The following is a 16,318-nucleotide window of genomic DNA, read 5'->3' on the forward strand; positions in this document are numbered from 1 at the left end:
ATCGCGATGATTACCTCGGGTTCACCGCGTACGCCTGGAATGGCTGTGTTGGCTGCTTAGCGTACGGGCCATGAGTCCACGATTTCATCGACGCGCCGGTGTCGGCGCGGTCGCCACGTTCATGGCTGTCGTCGTAGCGGCGCCGGTCATGGCCGCCGTGCCGTCGACGGCAGACGCCGACGCCCACGCCCACGCAGTCCATTCCCGCCCAGGCGGTCACACGCTGTGGCGAGAGAGCTTCAACAGTCTTGCGGACGACATCGAGGGCGGCGAAGGTTTCACCCACGACGGTCCTGACGGCTGGTCGGTGGAGATCGACCCGGTCATGGAAGGCGTCGGCGTTGACGACTGGCGGGGTTGGAGTTTCACGACACGTGACTTCTGGGTCGCTGCCGAGGACCAGATGCGTGCCCGCTTCGGTCGCTCCGATCAGGTCATAGCGGTCGCCGACTCGGACGAGTACGACGACCGTGCCGACTCGCCCGACCGGTTCGACACCACGCTGGTCTCCGCCCCGGTTCGTGTGGCTGGGAACCGGCGGCTCGAGCTGTCGTTCGACTCGCATTACCGCCCGTGGACGGGTCAGACGGCCACGGTGACCGTCGAGTTCGACGGCAGTGGGGAGGAACAGACACTGCTGCGATACGACGGGACGAACACCGTGCACAACTACGACGGTGCCCTGGCCAACAACAACGAGACGGCGGTGTTCGACGTGCCGCCCAACGCCCGGCACGCGGTGTTCCGCTGGCGGCTGCAGGCCCCGCGCAACTCGTGGTACTGGGCGATCGACAGCGTTGCGTTGCGAAAGGCGCTCGGTCCGGTCGATCCCAGCCGGCGGACGTCGCTGTGGGTGGTCAGCGATGTGCAGGGACATCCGCAGGATCTTGCCCACGGGCTCGGCGACCTGGCCGAGGTACGCCCGGACGCGTCGGGACTGCTGATGGTCGGTGACCTGGTGAACACCGGCGCCGAATGGGAATGGCAGGAGATCTACGACGTGATGGCCGGGGCGGCCGAGTTCACGCCGGAGCCTGTGGTGGCTGCCATCGGCAACCACGAGAGTTACGCCGGAGAGACGTGGGAGTCGCTGCGAGACCGGTTCCTGGAGTTCGCCGACCGGGACAAAGTGTGGGGCGAGTACGTCGTCGAGGGCGCCGGCGGTGACGTGCCCGTGCTCGTGCTGGGCCAGGAGTATCCGCGGCCGCCGGAGGTCGGGATGTCCGATGAGCAGGTCGCGTGGTTCGACGAGCGGCTTGATCACTGGACGCGGCAGCGTAAGCAGGTGGTGGTCATCACGCACTTCCCGCTGGGCGACACCGTGTCCGCGTCGTGGATCCCCTGGTACCACGACCATCATGAGCGCAACGACGAGTTGCTCTCCATACTCGGCGAGCATCCGAACGCGATCCTGCTCACCGGCCATACGCATTACCCGTTCGAACTCGGGGACTGGGCGGTGCGCCGACGCATGCCCGGTGGGCACCCGGACGGCTTCGTGGCGGTCAACACGGGAGCCATGCACGTGGAGTGGGATGCGCGGGGCGAGAACACCGCATCGATCCGTGAGGTGGTGACCCGCGACATCAACCGCGGCCTGACTCTGGACGTCTACCACGACCGCGTCGTCATCGAAGCACGCGACTTCGGAATTCCGGATGCAGACGGGCACAACGAGGTCAACGAGGTGGTCCGGACTCTGGAGGTGTTCAACCCGCTCGTGCGTGGTCGGCACCGTTGATCGGCGAACGTCGTGGCGCCCCTCACCCTGTATCGGGGAGGGGCGCGCCGTCATGTCGATGCGACGAACTCGTTTACCGCGGTAGGTACGTCGTCGGATTTCCGTCCCGGAAAAGACGGGCGGCACCGATCAGCGATCCAGGAGGGCGTATCGGGTAGCCGTTCTTTCCAGCGCAGGTGCATCATATGCCTGCATGGATGGGATGGTGGGCGATACTGGGATTGAACCAGTGACCTCTACCGTGTCAAGGTAGCGCTCTCCCACTGAGCTAATCGCCCTTGCCGATAGAACGGCGCTTGCAAACAGCGAGGTGGAGACGGGATTTGAACCCGTGTAGACGGCTTTGCAGGCCGTTGCCTCGCCTCTCGGCCACTCCACCGAGGTGAGGCCTGGCGGGGCCTCGCTCCGAGCGGACGACGGGATTCGAACCCGCGACCCTCACCTTGGCAAGGTGATGCGCTACCAGCTGCGCTACGTCCGCACCGCTCCCGGTGGCTCACCGTGTTGTTCCGGTGAACCCGGGTGCGGATAGAACATTAGCCCATCTGGGGCCCGGATTCCAAACACGGGGGCGGGCCAGTGTTGATCTTTTACGGAACCGCAGGTCGGCAGGGGGTCGGAGATGCGACATGCGTCTCGGGCACGCGTCGGTCCGAATCGGGTAGCGTCGCAGGACGTGGACGACACATCGGACGCCGTGGAGCCGGTGGCGCATCTGGGCGGCTACCTGGCCACCGGGCTGGCCGAGCTCGCCCACGATCCGGCCGTACTGGACCGGTCCGGTCGGTGGGCCGTCGTCGTGACGTTCGAGGGTGCGGTCACCTGCGCCAGGTTCGAACACTGGGAGCGGACGCCCCTGCGCGCCGACGAGCCGTGGCATGGGCCCAGCAGCGACAGCTGGACCACGTCGCTCGACCGTGACCAGTACATGGCCGCGGTGGAGGAGGTGCGTCAGCGGATCGCCGCCGGCACGGTGTACCAGGTCAACGTCTGCCGGGTGATGAGTGCGCCGCTGCCGTCGCTGGGACGGAGTGGTCTCGTGCCGCTGGCCGTCCGGCTCGCCGAGCGTCACGACGCGCCGTTCGGCGGCCTGATCCAGGTACCCGGCATGCGCGTGGTGACGGCGTCGCCGGAGCTGTACCTGCGGCGTCGTGGCGGGAAGGTCTGGTCGTCTCCGATCAAAGGCACCGGCCGGACCGAGGCGGATCTCACACCCAAGGACGAGGCGGAGAACGTGATGATCGTCGATCTGGTCCGCAACGACCTGTCCCGGGTCAGTCGGACCGGATCCATCGCGGTGGAGGAGCTGCTGTCCGTGGAGAAGCACCCGGGGCTGGTGCACCTGGTCTCGACCGTCTCCGGGATCCTCGACGACGCCGCGGGCTGGGCGGACCTGTTCGACGCGACCTTCCCGCCCGGTTCGGTGAGTGGTGCGCCCAAGTCCAGTGCGCTGCAGGCCATCGCCGACCTGGAGCCGGTGCCGCGTGGCCCGTATTGCGGCGCGATCGGCTGGGTGGACGCGGACACGGGGGAGGGGGAGCTGGCCGTCGGCATCCGTACGTTCTGGGCCGACGACGCCACGTTGCGTTTCGGTACGGGGGCGGGGATCACCTGGGGCTCGGACCCGGCGCGGGAGTGGGCGGAGACGGAGCTGAAGGCGGAGCGTCTCGTAAGCTTGGCAACGTGCTGATCTGGGTGAACGGGGAGCTGGTTCCGGCTTCCGAGGCGAGAGTGAACGTGCTGGACCACGGCCTCACCGTGGGTGACGGCGTATTCGAGACGTTGAAGGTGGTCCACGGGGTTCCGTTCGCGCTCCAGCGGCACCTGGACCGGCTGGGACGCTCGGCGTCCGGGATGGGGCTGCCGGAACCCGACGACGAGCTGATCCGCAAGGCGGTCGGTGACGTGTTGGCAGAGTTGGGCGCGCCGCCGCTGGCGCGGATGCGAATCACCTATACCGGCGGGGTCGCACCGCTGGGCTCCGGACGTGGCGACGCCGCTCCCACTGTCATCATTGCGTGCACACCCGTGGAGCCGTATGCGCCGACGACGGCCGTCGCGACGGTACCGTGGCGACGCAACGAGCGGGGTGCCACCACGGGCCTGAAGAGCACGTCGTACGCGGAGAACGTGATCGCGCTGGCCCGGGCCAACGAGCTGGGGGCAAGCGAGGCCCTGGTGGCCAACACCCGGGATCGGCTGTGTGAAGGCACCGGCAGCAACGTTTTCGTGGTGGTGGGCGGGCGGCTGTTGACACCGCCGCTGGAGTCCGGTTGCCTGGCCGGGATCACGCGGCAGCTGGTGCTGGAGTGGACCGATGCGGAGGAGGCGGACCTCGGGTTGGAGGTCCTCGACGAGGCCGAAGAGATCTTCCTCACGTCATCGGTGCGGGACGTGCAGGCCGTCCATGCCGTGATCCACGACGACGGGCGCCGTCGGGAGTTGACGGCGCCGGGGCCGGTGACGATACGAGCCGCGGCGGAGTTCGCTCGCCGTGGCGCGGAGACGTCCGAGCCGTAGAGCCGGGCCCTGGCTGCAGGTGCCGGCCGTCGGCGTGTGGCGCTAGCCGGCGGCGCGTCGTCGTTCGCGATAGGCGGCAACGTGGAGCCGGTTACCGCACGTCCGGCTGTCGCAGTAGCGTTTCGACCGGTTGCGGGACAGGTCCACCAGGACGCGTTCGCAGTCCGGGGCGTCGCACACACGCAGCCGTTCCTGCTCGCCCGCGACGACGACGAAGGCCAGAGCCATGCCGCCGTCGGTGAGCAGATGCTCGGCCAGGGATGCGCCTGGCGCGAAGTAGTGGATGTGCCAGTCGTAGCCGTCGTGGTCGGTGAGGCGCGGGCAGAGCCGGGCTTTGGCGAGAAGATCGTTGACCAGCGGCGATGCTTCGTCTGTCCTCTCGGCCAAGAAGATGTCGCGGAACTTGGGCCGCAGCGCCTGGACGTTGCTCAGGTCGGTGCGGGTCAGTGGGCCGACGTCGCTGATCGTGTTGTCGGCGACGAACGCGCGGAGCGCGTCGACGTCGGGCAGGAGTTCCTGGCCACCACTCTCCGGAGCAGTGTTGACCAGATCGACGACGACGCCGAGCGAGTGTTGTACGTCGTGGCTGAAAGTCACGGCCTACCTCGTGGGGGACAGGTACCAGGTTGGCCGACCGTAGACCGAGCAGCGGTGATCGCACAACACCAGGTCCCAAATAGGGACATAACGGTAACCTGGTGGCTACGCTCCGTCGAGCAGCGCGTCGAGTGTCAGGTCGATGTCCAGGTGCTGGCCCTCCGTGCCGGGCGGTACCAGGCGCCACGTCTCGGCCAGGAACGCCTCGATCGCCTCGGCGGGTGCGCGCAAGTACGCGTCGCCGTCGGGGGAGGAGAGTTGGATCTGGATCGTGGGCAACGCGTTGGGGCTGTTGACCGGCCAGATCGTGACGTCGCCGACACCGGTCCGCTTGTCCAGCCCTTCACTGAGCAGGTCGCGGGCGAAGACCCAGCGGACGGGCGCCTCGGAGTTCGTTCCGAAGATCACCGTCACGGCCAGGGGGTCTTCCCGGTGGTACTCGAAGTCCGCGGGTAGCGGGCTAGGGTCCGGCGAGTCGGTGATCAGCCGGAGCGTGATGTGGTGGGAGACCATGTGTTCCATACCCCCCAAGACGGAGGGTCACATGAGCTGTGACGCGGGTTTTATAACGAAAAGATAACGGTATTGGGAGGTGTCAATAGGTCGAACGGGCGAGACGCGGACGACGTCTGGCTGGTCGGGGTGCCGGTTCGTCGTTTGGGGTCAGGGTGAGGTATGGTTCTGTTCGCGCAGGGGGCGATTAGCTCAGCGGGAGAGCGCTTCGTTCACACCGAAGAGGTCACTGGTTCGATCCCAGTATCGCCCACTCGTATTTTCCCAGCTAGACGGCCTGTCGATCAACATCATCGACGGGCCGTTCGTGCGAAGTGGGAGCAAATTGGGAGCACCCGATCTTGACCACATTCGCATTCCGAAGTGTTCGTGGTGCCGTCGCGGTGCAGGGCAGGCGTCAGGCTGTGGGGCCGTCGGTGGGGAACGCTACGCCGCGAGGTGATGGGCCAAGGGCGGCAACTTGTCGCCGCCAGCGCCGAATCCGTTCCAGACAAGCTCCAAAACAGCCCGGAACGGGTCATTCTCGTGCGCCAAACACTCGACGTGATCGTCACCCTAGCGCGACGTTGAGATCACGCACGCGGCGCACGATCAACTGGGCCCTGACCTTGTGCTACGTCTTGGGCGCGAACGTGGTGAAGTCGAATTCGGCGACCTCGGCATCGCAAGATCAACTGGCCCCTGGCCTCATTGAAGATCGCCCGCGGGTAGGTGGTCGGGTCCACGCGTTTGCGTCGGTACCGGCGATGGGGTGTTCTCCCCGTGGAATCGGCCTCGTGGGCAGTGCCGATCACATCCCGCACGGCGATATTTTCCCGACGTCGGCACGACGCGATCCAGTTCGATTGCCTCATCAGAACCGGGGACACGCACCACACCAACCGGAATCACCTTCACCGGGATCGGGCCCAAGGGCACCAACTCGACGGCGGGATCGACGCCCACCGACGTCTGCGGGGCTGATGTTGGCGCCGGGCTGGGGCTCAGTCCAGGGATCGGACGCCTGCGCGGTGAGCTCACCACTACTTCCTCAGGCCTATCTGCTCCGCTCCCAGAGCTGCGGACAGGTTGGGGCTTGGCACGTCTTGGGCCAGAAGGCGGTCTGGGTAACGGACCATCCCGATCAGCATGCGACACTCTGCGAATGATCCGCGTGACGTTCCTCTATCCGAAGACCGACGAGTCGACGTTTGACATGGACTACTACACGTCGACGCACATGCCGATGCTCGCCGCCGCGCTCGGCGACGACTGTCAGAGCTGGGGCGCGGACAAGATCACCAGCGGCCCGTACGAGGCGATTGGTTGGGCGCTCGTGTCGAGCGCCGAAGCGTTCGGCGCAGCGATGACCGAAAAGGGCGCCGAGGTCAGGGCTGATGTTGCCAACTACACCAACGTGCGCCCCGACGTGGTCATGGGAGACGTTGTCAGATAGGGGCGACGACTGCTGGGAGCTCCGGCTCGCAGACGACGGCTAGAGGCTCCCCGGCTCCAGCCACTGTGATCCGCCGGTTGATCCGCGACACTTTGTCGGCTCTTTGTGCGCGGGTGGCCTCATTGCCGAGTTGACCTCTACTGGATCAAGGCGGCTCGCTGCTCTCGCCGCATGCCCGGCCTGGCGCCGGGCATGCGGCTTGGCGGCCGTTCCGGGCGCGGCCGGGCAGCGAGTTCGCGTCCTATCTGGGTCTTGAGGTGCCAAGGTCGTTTTCGATCGCGCCTCGTAGTGTAGGGGCCATCATGACAGGTCAGGCGGTGCGTTATTTCGAATCGGCGAGTACTGCGGTTCGACGTGACGTCTATCGGGGGAAGGTGTGGTCGGCCACACCATGCTGGGTCGTGGAGGACGGCGCCGACTTGATAGCACTCGCACTGTGGCCTGGCATCGAGTTGCTTGCCGCGACGACCTGGACCGAGTCTCAACGAACGGGTAGCGAAGCGGTCCGGAATCGAGGGGTTGGCCATCTCGCCTCGGGGGAATGGGAGCTGGGTCCTTGGGCGTGGCGTGACACGACCCGGCTCATGCTCTCGTCCCCTGACTCGTACTTCACCGTGTCTCTGTTCTTCGATGATAACGGCTCACAATGGATCTGGTACGTCGACTTCGAACGCCCGTACCGGCGGACACTGATCGGATACGACACCTTCGACTTGATGCTGGACCTCGTCATCGAACTTGATGGAACGTATCGCTGGAAGGACAAGGACGAATACGACCAAGGACGCCGCCTGGGGATCATCACCGATGATGACCACAAGAGAGTGTCAGACGCGCAAGAGCAGGTCATCAGCTTGCTATCGGGCCGAGAGGGCGCTTTCCATGAACACTGGACGACGTGGCGTCGTGATCCACATTGGCCACGGCCAGTGCTTCCGTCAGATGCGCTGACAATACCGACCCACGACGTGTGATCATCAAAGGATGCCTCGCGTTCGCATTCCGCCGTTCCCCTCGTCGCGGTCATTCTGCGGCCTGCGCTGCGCGGGTCAAGGGCGCTCGCAGGCTTGCGTCGCTTCGTGTTGATCTTCAATCACCCTTGACCCGCTTCGCTTCTGCCCACGGATGGCCGCTGCGAGGGGAACGGCTCAGAATGGGACCGGCCCGGTGGGTTACGGGTACGCCAGACGAGGAACGGTACGAAGGAGGTGCGTATCCCATGAGTGAACCCACAGCTCACCCGCCGATGCATGGCGAGATGCTGGAGAAGAGCGTGGACGAGATCCTGGCCGGAGCGCGCCTGCTGCCGTTCGGCGACGAGATGATCATCGAGGAGCTGACCGAGGACGAGCAGCGGGACTTCCTCGATGCCATCAAGAACGCATGAGCGCACGCGGTCGAGGGCTGGTGGTGATCGATACCGGCGTGCAGCGCGCGACTGGCCCGCATCCAAGAGCCGTTGGCCTCGGGGTATCTGCCGCTGGTCGAGGGGCGAGCGCGCATTCTGTCGTTGGTGACCGTGGCCGAGCTTCGCTACGGCGCCAAACGGGCGGGATGGGGAGGGAAGCAGCTCCAGCGGTTGGACTACGAGATCACGCGTTGTCAGATCGTGTGGCCCGGTCCGGAACTGGTTGACGTCTATGCCAACCTGCGAACGTGGTGCGTTAACAGCGGTCATGGCCTCGGGCACAAGGAGCATGAGGCCGACCGGCGTTGAGGACATTGCGGGGACATTCCGAAAGGCTGACGGCTCCGGGACGTTCCAACTGGTAATCCGGGTAGCGCCGAACCCGGATGGCATATACGACCTCGTCACGATCCTTACAAGGCAGTAGCCATGTATGAATGTCCTGTCTGTCGCCATGCCGGTCTGGTGGCTCGTCCATACGGGACGTGGCCGCCTCCGCAGGAACTTGAGCTAACACCTCCGTATGAAGATCTATTGGGCAGGCCGTCGTACGAAGTCTGTCCCAGGTGTGGCTTCGAAATTGGGAACGACGACCACCCTGGCGGTACGGCTCGTCCGATGTCGTTCGAGGAGTATCGGCGCGAATGGGAGGAAGAAGGCCGCCCATGGTTCGATGACGATGCCCACGTCTATGGAGATGCGTAACTGACTGACATCTGGCCATGGCGATGCGTAGCTTCACAACGCGGTGACGCGCCGCGGGCGCCGTGAAGAGAGATATTTGGTGGAGCCGACGATACTGATAGGTCGCTGCATCGCGGCTGGTTCCCCCTTTACTTTGCTCGTTGTCCCACACATTGTGGGCGCTCGCGAGGTCGTGTCGGAGGCGGTAAGGGTTGCGGCATGCCCCATGTTGTCGGTTGTGGGTGTGATGATCACGTGACATGGCAGTGATTCGGATTGCGGTGGCGCAAGGTGTGGGGACGCAGACCCCGGACGGGATGTCGATTCGTGAGCAGGGGAGACGGGTTCGGTCGTTTCTCGGGAAGTTGAGTCCCTCATAGTGGTGTAGCGCGGTCGCTGTTCGTCGTGTTGACGTGACGAAGTGCGGCCACCGCGTGATCCTTTCGAGTGAACCTTCCACAGCACTCTCGAGCTCCAGCATCACGATGACCGCACCTCATATTGTCGACCCTGCCGGTCTGCTTGGCCAGGCACTGTCCGAAGCCTCGCCTGATTTGATGCGGCAGTTGTTGCAGACGGTGATCAATGCCCTGCTCAGCGCGGATGCCGCCGCGGTCGTCGGGGCGGAGTGGGGCCGGCGCTCGCCAGGGGCGCACGGCGCAGCGCAACGGCTACCGGCACCGCGATCTGGACACCCGGGTCGGGACCGTCGACGTCGCAGTCCCGAAGCTGCGCACCGGCACCTATTTCCCGCACATGGCTGCTCGAGCGGCGCAAGCGAGCCGAGTCCGCGTTGATCACGGTTGTCGCTGACTCCTTACCTCGCCGGAGTCTCGACACGCCGGATGGACAAGCTGGTCAAGACCCTCGGCATCAACTCCGTGTCCAAGTCGCAGGTGTCCCGGATGGCCGCCGACCTGGACGAGCACGTCGAGCAGTTCCGCCACCGCCCACTGGATGCCGCGGGGGGGCGTTCACGTTCGTAGCTGCGGACGCGCTGACGATGAAAGTGCGCGAGGGTGGACGGGTCGTGAACGCCGTGGTCCTGATCGCCACCGGGGTCAACGGGGACGGGCACCGTGAGGTCCTGGGCATGCGGGTGGCCACCAGCGAGACCGGGCCGGCGTGCAAGCGAGTTCTTCGCCGACCTCGTCGCCCGCGGCCTCACCGGCGTCAAGCTCGTCACCTCCGATGCGCACGCGGGCCTGGTCGAGGCGATCGCGGCGAACCTGCCCGGCGCCACCTGGCAGCGCTGCCGCACCCACTACGCGGCGAACCTCATGGCGATCTGCCCGAAGAGCATGTGGCCTGCGGTCAAGGCGATGCTGCACTGGCGTCTACGACCAGCCCGACACCGCCGCGGTGCGTGCCCAGTTCGACCGGCTGCTCGAATACGTCGGCGGCAAGCTGCCCGCGGTGGCAGAGCATCTGGCCGAGGCACGGGCGGACATCCTTGCGTTCACCACCTTCCCCAAGGACGTCTGGTCCCAGGTCTGGTCCAACAAGCCCGCCGAACGGCTCAACAAACCAGATCCGCCGCCGCACCGACGCCGTCGGCATCTTCCCGAACCGCGACGTGATCGTCCGCCTCGTCGGCGCTGTCCTGGCCGAGCAGACCGATGAGTGGGCCGAAGGCCGCCGCTACCTCGGCCTCGAAGTCCTCGCCCGATGCCGCCTCGCCCCCGTCACCGACCCCACGACGGAGGTGACCACCGACCCAGTCCTCGAACTCAGCGCCTAACCTACCGAGGATCATCGGGAGCTACACCACTACCTGGGACTTGACCGGTTGGTGTGGATCCACCCGATCCGGAGCCCACCCCAGAACACTTTGGACAGACTTCCGATCGTGACTACGGCCGCGCTGGAGCTGAGCGTGGCGAGCGGTGTCGGCCGGTCCTGGCGGTCGAGTGGAGGATCAGCGAGAACGCGGTCTTACAGGATCGTTGTTCGGCTCGCCTCGGCGGCCGACAGGGTCACGGCGGCCTGCGCGTCGCTGAGCGCGGCACCGGTGGGATTTGGAACGTTGTCAGGTACATCGCGCCCGGGGCTGTCGCGTGGATCACGCGAGTTGCCACGTCAACGAGTAGGCCGGAGGCATCGACGGGCAGGGCGACAAGTTGGCTGCGGCCTCGTCGGCGTACCGCGTCGATGATTCCGGGATAGGTCACCGCCTCGAGCGCAAACGGTCGGCGTGTCCGGTGCAGTGCCTCGGCGACCAGGCCAGCGCCTGTTGACCGCCGTTGGTGACGATGATCTCGTCGGGGCTAGCGTCGATGCCATCTCTGCGGAGCTTGTGCGCGATGGCCTCGAGCAGGACGGGGTGTCCAGCCGGGTAGTAGCCGGCGTCCTGTCTGGCGGACTGAGGCAGTAACACATCAGGGCGGGCGAGGGCGTCGAGAACGGCGGCGCGACGCCGGGGCTGGCGATCGTCAGGTCGAGATGAGGGCGTGTTCCTGTGGTGAACAGGTTAGCGAGCGGATTGGTGAGCGCGTCAATGCCGTCCCGTGCTCGCGTGGTGGCCCCGACATGTGGCGCAGCACCCCGGCGCCCTATCAGCCAGCCGTCGTCGCGGAGTTGGCCGTAAGCCGCTGTGACGGTGTTGCGCGAGACAGTCAGCGTGGCGGCTAGGGCTCGCTCGGACGGCAGCCGGGAACCGGTGTCGACTGCACCGGCCTCGGCCAGGGCACGGATTGCTTCCGCGAGCCGTAGGTACAGCGGGCCCGGGCGGCCCCGCCATCCATGCAGCCTGGCCTTCAGATGTTCCGGAGTCACGTGCTGCGGCGTCACAGGCATGGTGCCAGTTGTCCCGAACTGGCTCTTGTTTTCGAGAGCCAGTTCAGGAGACTGAGGGGATGCCATCGAGATCGGACGTTGTCGACCAGCACACTTTCAGGGCCCGGCTCGTGCTCGACGCCGCGCAGCGAGCTGCTTCTTACGTCGCGGAGAGTCGGGAGCGTGATGTGTTTCCGACAGAACAGGCTTTGCGCGATCTTGCTGGGTTTCCGCGAGAGCTCGCCGACGAACCGGTTCCCGCAAGTGAGGTCTTGGCGATGCTCGACGAGCTCGGTTCGCCGGCCACGGTAGTCTCAACTGGAGGCCGATACTTCGGGTTCGTCAACGGCGGGGCTGATCCCGCCGCGTCGGCGGCGGCCGTGCTGGTGTCCGCCTGGGACCAGAATGTCGCGCTGCCGGTCATGTCGCCGGTCGCGGCGCTGTTGGACGAGCTGGCCGGGCGCTGGTCGTGCCAACTGCTCGGGCTACCAGGCACGGCGATCGCCGCGTTCTGTTCCGGCGCGTCGATCGCCAATCTGACCTGCATCCTGGCCGCCAGGGACGCGTTGCTGCGCCGCGCCGGGTGGAGTGTCGAACGGCGCGGCCTGGCAGGGGCACCACGGCTGCGGGTGGTCGCTTCAGCGGAGATCCACGCTTCGGTCGAGAAGGCGCTGCGCGCGGCCGGTTTCGGCACCGACGACGTCACGTCGGCGCCGACCGATGACTGCGGCCGAGTGCTCGTGGAGGAGTTTCCGTCCGTCGACGACCGCACCCTCGTGCTGCTGCAGGCCGGCAACGTCAACACCGGTCACAGCGACCCGTTCCGCCAGATCATCCCGTCCGTGCACGACAACGGTGGCTGGGTACACGTCGACGGAGCCTTCGGATTATGGGCCGCCGCGTCGGACACGCAGCGACACCGTGTCGATGGCGTGGACCTGGCAGACTCGTGGGCCACCGACGGCCACAAATGGCTGAACGCGCCATACGACTCTGGTATCGCGATCTGCCGTGACCCCGCGGACTTGCGGCGGGCCATGGCATTTGACGCCGCGTACTTCGCTACCGATGCCGAACGCGCGGCTGCCCACCTCGGCCTGCAGATGTCGCAACGCGCTCGCGGCGCTGAAATCTGGGCGATCTTGGCCAGTCACGGACGTCGAGGCATCGCCGAACTTGTCGACCGACTGTGCGCACACGCCAAGCGGATGGCTGATTTGCTCGACGCTGCAGGAGCACGAATTCTCATCCCAACAGCACTCAACCAAGTCCTGGTGCAATTCGATAACGATCAGACCACCGACGCCGTGATCGCCGCCGTGCAAGCCGACCGCACCTGCTGGGCCGGAGGAACCCGCTGGCACGGCCACCGCGCCATGCGCATCAGCATCTGCGACTCCGCCACCACCAGCACCGACATCGAGACCGCCGCCCACGCCATCCTGCGGTGCTGGCGCACCTGCAAGGACGCCTGACGAACGAGCCTATGTTCGGCAGCCCATGAACGCCGTACGCGCGTGTCGCATCTCATGGCCCTGATGATGAACGCTCCGCCGCCGACGGGACGCCGTCAAGGTCGTCGAGCGGCGAGTTTGGGTCAGCGCTCTGGGTGCGATGGGGGTTGTTGCGCCCCGCCTGTAGTCCATCGTGTGGCACTCGTCGCGAGCCGTGCAATGGTCGGCGGCGAGGTCAGCGTGAGCGGGCTTCGGGCCAGGCCCAGGTTCCGTTCTCGATGGTTGGGCGCAGGGTGAGTAGGCGATGCAGGTTGAGCGCCGTGCCACGGTGTTGCAGCCTGTTGTCTTCTCGTGCTGGCCGTCAGCGCCAGCCGGGCACCGCTACGTCTGGTCGTGACATGCTAAGCGGTTTCGGTCAGACGGTACGGGGGCGGCCCGCCAGAGCGCCAGCGATGATCTGGATGACCAGGACCGCCGTCAGGAGGGTCAGGGGGGTATTCCAGTCCCCTGTGGACTCGTGGAGGAAACCGAAGAAGAAGGGACCTGTCGCGGCGATGAGGTAACCGACGCCTTGGGCCATGCCGGAGAGCTTCGCGGTCACCTCGGTGGTGCGGGTGCGCAGTGCGATGACGACCAGGGCAAGGGAGAAGACGCTCATCCCCAGGCCGAGGAGGATTGACCAGAGGAGGGGCGCGGCGCCTGGGGCGGTGATGAGGCCGGTGAGGCCTGCGAGGCCGGAGGCGCCGAGGGCGATGATCCAGCCGCTTTGGCTGCTCTGGCGGACGGCCATGGGTGGAATCAGAAGGCTGATGGGGACGGCGATGAGCGACAAGAGGGCCAGGAGTAGGCCGGACTCGCCGCGGGAGACGCCCGCGTCCATAAGGACCTGGGGCAGCCAGCCGATGATGACGAAGGCGATCATGGCTTGGAGGCCGAAGAAGACAGTAATAGTCCACGCCAGCCGACTGCGGAACAGGGAATCGGCTGTTGCAGGTTGCTCGGAGTGGGATCCGGGCGGGTTTGCCGTGCAGTGGGGCGGCTTCGGCGCTAGACGTTGAGGTGACTGCGGCGAAGACGGCGAGGTCGGTCGATTTGGCGGAGCCGGGCTCGTTGGCCCGGAAAGCAAGGAGGTGGCGCTGGCCGCTTCGGCCTGGAGGACGAGGGTGTTGCGGGAAGCGGGAAGCCATACGGTCAGGGCGATGAGGGCAAGGACCGCCCAGAATGCCAGGGCGGGGCGCCAGCCGGCGAAGGCATCGGCCAAGGGCGAGGTCAAGGCGAAGCCCAGGACCGCACCGAACTGCAGGGCCGCCGTGTAGGCGCCCGTCATCGTTCCCACGCGGGACGGGTACGCGCCCTTGACCACCGCTGGCATCAGCACGGCGATGAGCGAGATGCCCGCGGCTGCCAGCAATGTCGCACCCAGCACGACGAACGGGCCGCCCATCGCGCGCAGCACGAGGCCCACTGCCACCAGCCCCAGCCCCAGCCAGATCACCGCGCGCATCCCCGCCCGCCGCGCCAGCGCGGGGGCCAACAGACCACCGAAGGCGAAACACAGTACGGGGATCGTGGTCAGTAGACCGGCCCACGAATCGGACGTGCCAAGGGTCGACTGAACGCGGTCCAGAACGGGGCCGACGCTGGTGATGGCCGGGCGCAGGTTCATGGCCGTTAATATCACGGCGACGGCCATGAACACGCCTGCGTCGGACCGTGTCGCGGTGGGCTGGTCGGGCACGGACATGATCAGCCAATATTGCACATGTGGCTGACGGTCAGCCGGAGGCGTCCACACGGTTTTGTCGTGCCGATATCGTGGTCGCGGATGCTCGCCTGCACCATTAGGAGTTCACAAGGTCCCTTGGCTGAGTTCGGCGGCAGTCGCGACCCAGCCTTCGCGGGCACTGGGATAGCGGGCTGACCAGCCGGTGGCGGTGCGGAACCGGGCATTGCTCACGCGTAGGGACCGAGTGAGAGAAGTGAGCCGGTCACCGAACAACAGGCCGGCCCGTCCCGGTATCCGTACCCACGGGGTCGCATATGCAGCCTGGGCGAGCGCGTCGGCATATTCGCGTTTGGTCAGTGGTTCGTCATCGACGACATTGAAGACGCCGGTGGGGGCGCGCAAGGCTGCGGTGACGGCGGTGGCCGCGTCGGTGAGATGGATCGAGGAAAGGAAGCTCTCTGGCGGGCCCAAGACTAGCCCGACGTGTCGGCGCGCCTGGGCGAACATGTGCTCACTATGGCGGGCACCCGGGCCATAGAACAGCCCGAAGCGTAATACGATCGCGGTTCCGCCTGTTTCGGCGAATCGATGGGCATTGGCCTCGGCGGCGTGGTTGCCGGTTGCGGCCGGATAGTGGTCGACGGGGGCGTCCTCATCGATCCAGGCGGACCCGTTGTCGCGGTAGAGCATGGCCACCGATTCTTGTACCACCCGCTCGACGCCGGCGGCCAGCGCGGCATCGACCACCGCTGTGGATCCGTCGATGCGTACCCGCTCGGTGGCCCGCCACGCTCGCCGGATCATGAAGCGGGTCATCGACGGCATCGCCGTGGCCAGATTGAGCACGGCGTCATGCCCAGCGAACGCCGCCGCGAGCGCCGACGAGTCGAACAGCGACACCGTGACTGGGGTGGCACCTTGGGCTGCCAGCACGGCGGCCTTCTCTGGTGTGCGGGCCAGCGCGGTCACGGTGTGACCGGCGTGCAGCAGTGCCGGGACTGTATGTCCACCGATCGCACCGGTCCCGCCCGTCACGAACACCCGCATGCCGGGGAATGTAGTCCACTCTGGCCGAGCAATGCCATGAACGCCCTGAGTTCCGTTCCGCGCGTGCGTCGAGCTGTGGCGTCCGGCCGTCCAGCCGCATGCTGACATCCGATTGGGCATGGGACCTCATCGCGTTGAAGCTGCTGGCGCGGGGCGACGAGCGTCGGCCGACGAGGCCGGCTGGACGATCAGCACCGAGTACGACGAAAGAGATCTGGCCAGGGGTGGTGACGACGCGTTCGGTGGAGTCGTCGAAGAGCTTCACGTATGACGATGCCGGGCAGCTGACCAGCTTCACCGGCGCCGCTGGCAACACGAGCCTGACCTCTGGCGACAACGGTCGATTGCACGCTCACCATGCGCCACAGCTTCGGTGATCCATGTGATCTTCGTATCAATGACGTGTCAAGCTTCGCTG

13 protein-coding genes, 4 tRNA genes and 1 pseudogene are annotated in these 16,318 nt (G+C 66.2%); 10 read left to right on the top strand and 8 right to left on the bottom strand.

Translation table 11 applies throughout. The features are described from left to right. Positions 1 to 70: 70 nt before the first annotated feature. Entirely contained in the window at positions 71 to 1,741 is a 1,671-nt protein-coding gene (locus tag G1H10_RS19760; RefSeq protein WP_216853457.1) for a metallophosphoesterase family protein, read from the top strand. 203 nt (positions 1,742 to 1,944) lie between these two features. Here the strand turns inward: G1H10_RS19760 and G1H10_RS19765 are convergent. The 3 genes from G1H10_RS19765 to G1H10_RS19775 form a co-directional block, all read right to left on the bottom strand. Continuing rightward, positions 1,945 to 2,019 (bottom strand) — tRNA-Val (locus G1H10_RS19765). A 30-nt stretch (positions 2,020 to 2,049) separates the two neighbouring features. Beyond that, a tRNA-Cys gene (locus G1H10_RS19770) sits at positions 2,050 to 2,120 on the bottom strand. A gap of 29 nt (positions 2,121 to 2,149) precedes the next feature. Further along, positions 2,150 to 2,222, bottom strand: a tRNA-Gly gene (locus G1H10_RS19775). A gap of 195 nt (positions 2,223 to 2,417) precedes the next feature. On the opposite strand from G1H10_RS19775, the gene G1H10_RS19780 reads away from it, so the two are divergent. Both G1H10_RS19780 and G1H10_RS19785 read left to right on the top strand, forming a co-directional pair. Then, positions 2,418 to 3,431, top strand: coding sequence for a chorismate-binding protein (locus G1H10_RS19780; RefSeq protein ID WP_216853458.1), 1,014 nt, complete (start codon positions 2,418 to 2,420; stop codon positions 3,429 to 3,431). Beyond that, positions 3,425 to 4,261, top strand: coding sequence for an aminotransferase class IV (locus tag G1H10_RS19785; protein WP_163740919.1), 837 nt, complete (start codon positions 3,425 to 3,427; stop codon positions 4,259 to 4,261). Before G1H10_RS19780 ends, G1H10_RS19785 begins: the two co-directional genes overlap by 7 nt. Before the next feature lie 42 nt (positions 4,262 to 4,303). Here the strand turns inward: G1H10_RS19785 and G1H10_RS19790 are convergent, their stop codons facing one another. Both G1H10_RS19790 and G1H10_RS19795 read right to left on the bottom strand, forming a co-directional pair. Beyond that, positions 4,304 to 4,858, bottom strand: coding sequence for a CGNR zinc finger domain-containing protein (locus tag G1H10_RS19790; protein ID WP_163740921.1), 555 nt, complete (start codon positions 4,856 to 4,858; stop codon positions 4,304 to 4,306). A 105-nt stretch (positions 4,859 to 4,963) separates the two neighbouring features. After that, positions 4,964 to 5,380 carry an SsgA family sporulation/cell division regulator gene (locus G1H10_RS19795; RefSeq protein WP_163740923.1) on the bottom strand — a complete coding sequence of 139 codons (417 nt, stop codon included), beginning with the start codon at positions 5,378 to 5,380 and terminating at the stop codon, positions 4,964 to 4,966. A 172-nt stretch (positions 5,381 to 5,552) separates the two neighbouring features. On the opposite strand from G1H10_RS19795, the gene G1H10_RS19800 reads away from it, so the two are divergent. The 5 genes and pseudogenes from G1H10_RS19800 to G1H10_RS19820 all read left to right on the top strand — a co-directional run bounded on the left by G1H10_RS19800 (position 5,553) and on the right by G1H10_RS19820 (position 10,639). After that, positions 5,553 to 5,624, top strand: a tRNA-Val gene (locus tag G1H10_RS19800). An 891-nt stretch (positions 5,625 to 6,515) separates the two neighbouring features. Beyond that, positions 6,516 to 6,806, top strand: a complete 291-nt coding sequence (locus G1H10_RS19805; RefSeq protein WP_163740925.1) for an EthD family reductase — start codon at positions 6,516 to 6,518, stop codon at positions 6,804 to 6,806. A gap of 401 nt (positions 6,807 to 7,207) precedes the next feature. Beyond that, the gene (locus G1H10_RS19810; protein ID WP_216853459.1) at positions 7,208 to 7,780 is read left to right on the top strand and encodes a ribonuclease FAU-1 family protein; all 573 of its coding nucleotides are present in this window, start codon (positions 7,208 to 7,210) and stop codon (positions 7,778 to 7,780) included. A gap of 245 nt (positions 7,781 to 8,025) precedes the next feature. Continuing rightward, positions 8,026 to 8,193, top strand: a complete 168-nt coding sequence (locus G1H10_RS19815; protein WP_163740927.1) for a hypothetical protein — start codon at positions 8,026 to 8,028, stop codon at positions 8,191 to 8,193. 1,190 nt (positions 8,194 to 9,383) lie between these two features. Beyond that, positions 9,384 to 10,639: pseudogene (locus G1H10_RS19820) on the top strand (IS256 family transposase). A gap of 338 nt (positions 10,640 to 10,977) precedes the next feature. Here the strand turns inward: G1H10_RS19820 and G1H10_RS35085 are convergent. After that, the gene (locus tag G1H10_RS35085; RefSeq protein WP_216853460.1) at positions 10,978 to 11,760 is read right to left on the bottom strand and encodes a GntR family transcriptional regulator; all 783 of its coding nucleotides are present in this window, start codon (positions 11,758 to 11,760) and stop codon (positions 10,978 to 10,980) included. A gap of 101 nt (positions 11,761 to 11,861) precedes the next feature. Here G1H10_RS35085 and G1H10_RS19830 point away from each other — a divergent pair, with 101 nt between their 5' ends. Then, positions 11,862 to 13,148: a pyridoxal phosphate-dependent decarboxylase family protein gene (locus tag G1H10_RS19830; RefSeq protein ID WP_216853461.1), complete on the top strand. Its 1,287-nt coding sequence runs from the start codon at positions 11,862 to 11,864 to the stop codon at positions 13,146 to 13,148. Between the two features lie 394 nt (positions 13,149 to 13,542). Here G1H10_RS19830 and G1H10_RS19835 read toward each other — a convergent pair whose 3' ends face one another. Together G1H10_RS19835 and G1H10_RS19840 are read right to left on the bottom strand one after the other, a co-directional pair. Next, positions 13,543 to 14,871: a CynX/NimT family MFS transporter gene (locus G1H10_RS19835; RefSeq protein ID WP_216853462.1), complete on the bottom strand. Its 1,329-nt coding sequence runs from the start codon at positions 14,869 to 14,871 to the stop codon at positions 13,543 to 13,545. Positions 14,872 to 14,976: 105 nt separating this feature from the next. Next, positions 14,977 to 15,900: an NAD-dependent epimerase/dehydratase family protein gene (locus G1H10_RS19840; RefSeq protein WP_163740931.1), complete on the bottom strand. Its 924-nt coding sequence runs from the start codon at positions 15,898 to 15,900 to the stop codon at positions 14,977 to 14,979. 98 nt (positions 15,901 to 15,998) lie between these two features. Here G1H10_RS19840 and G1H10_RS19845 point away from each other — a divergent pair, with 98 nt between their 5' ends. Continuing rightward, the gene (locus tag G1H10_RS19845; RefSeq protein WP_163740933.1) at positions 15,999 to 16,277 is read left to right on the top strand and encodes a hypothetical protein; all 279 of its coding nucleotides are present in this window, start codon (positions 15,999 to 16,001) and stop codon (positions 16,275 to 16,277) included. Positions 16,278 to 16,318 lie beyond the last annotated feature (41 nt).

Source organism: Phytoactinopolyspora halotolerans (assembly GCF_010550675.1).
GTDB lineage: Bacteria > Actinomycetota > Actinomycetes > Jiangellales > Jiangellaceae > Phytoactinopolyspora > Phytoactinopolyspora halotolerans.

Bases quoted from the DNA above. Each gene is read 5' to 3' on its own strand.
- G1H10_RS19805 (WP_163740925.1), top strand. From the start codon at position 6,516: ATGATCCGCGTGACGTTCCTCTATCCGAAGACCGACGAGTCGACGTTT.
- G1H10_RS19815 (WP_163740927.1), top strand. From the start codon at position 8,026: ATGAGTGAACCCACAGCTCACCCGCCGATGCATGGCGAGATGCTGGAG.
- G1H10_RS35085 (WP_216853460.1), bottom strand. From the start codon at position 11,760: ATGGCATCCCCTCAGTCTCCTGAACTGGCTCTCGAAAACAAGAGCCAG.
- G1H10_RS19835 (WP_216853462.1), bottom strand. From the start codon at position 14,871: ATGTCCGTGCCCGACCAGCCCACCGCGACACGGTCCGACGCAGGCGTG.
- G1H10_RS19760 (WP_216853457.1), top strand. From the start codon at position 71: ATGAGTCCACGATTTCATCGACGCGCCGGTGTCGGCGCGGTCGCCACG.
- G1H10_RS19795 (WP_163740923.1), bottom strand. From the start codon at position 5,380: ATGGAACACATGGTCTCCCACCACATCACGCTCCGGCTGATCACCGAC.
- G1H10_RS19845 (WP_163740933.1), top strand. From the start codon at position 15,999: ATGCTGACATCCGATTGGGCATGGGACCTCATCGCGTTGAAGCTGCTG.
- G1H10_RS19840 (WP_163740931.1), bottom strand. From the start codon at position 15,900: ATGCGGGTGTTCGTGACGGGCGGGACCGGTGCGATCGGTGGACATACA.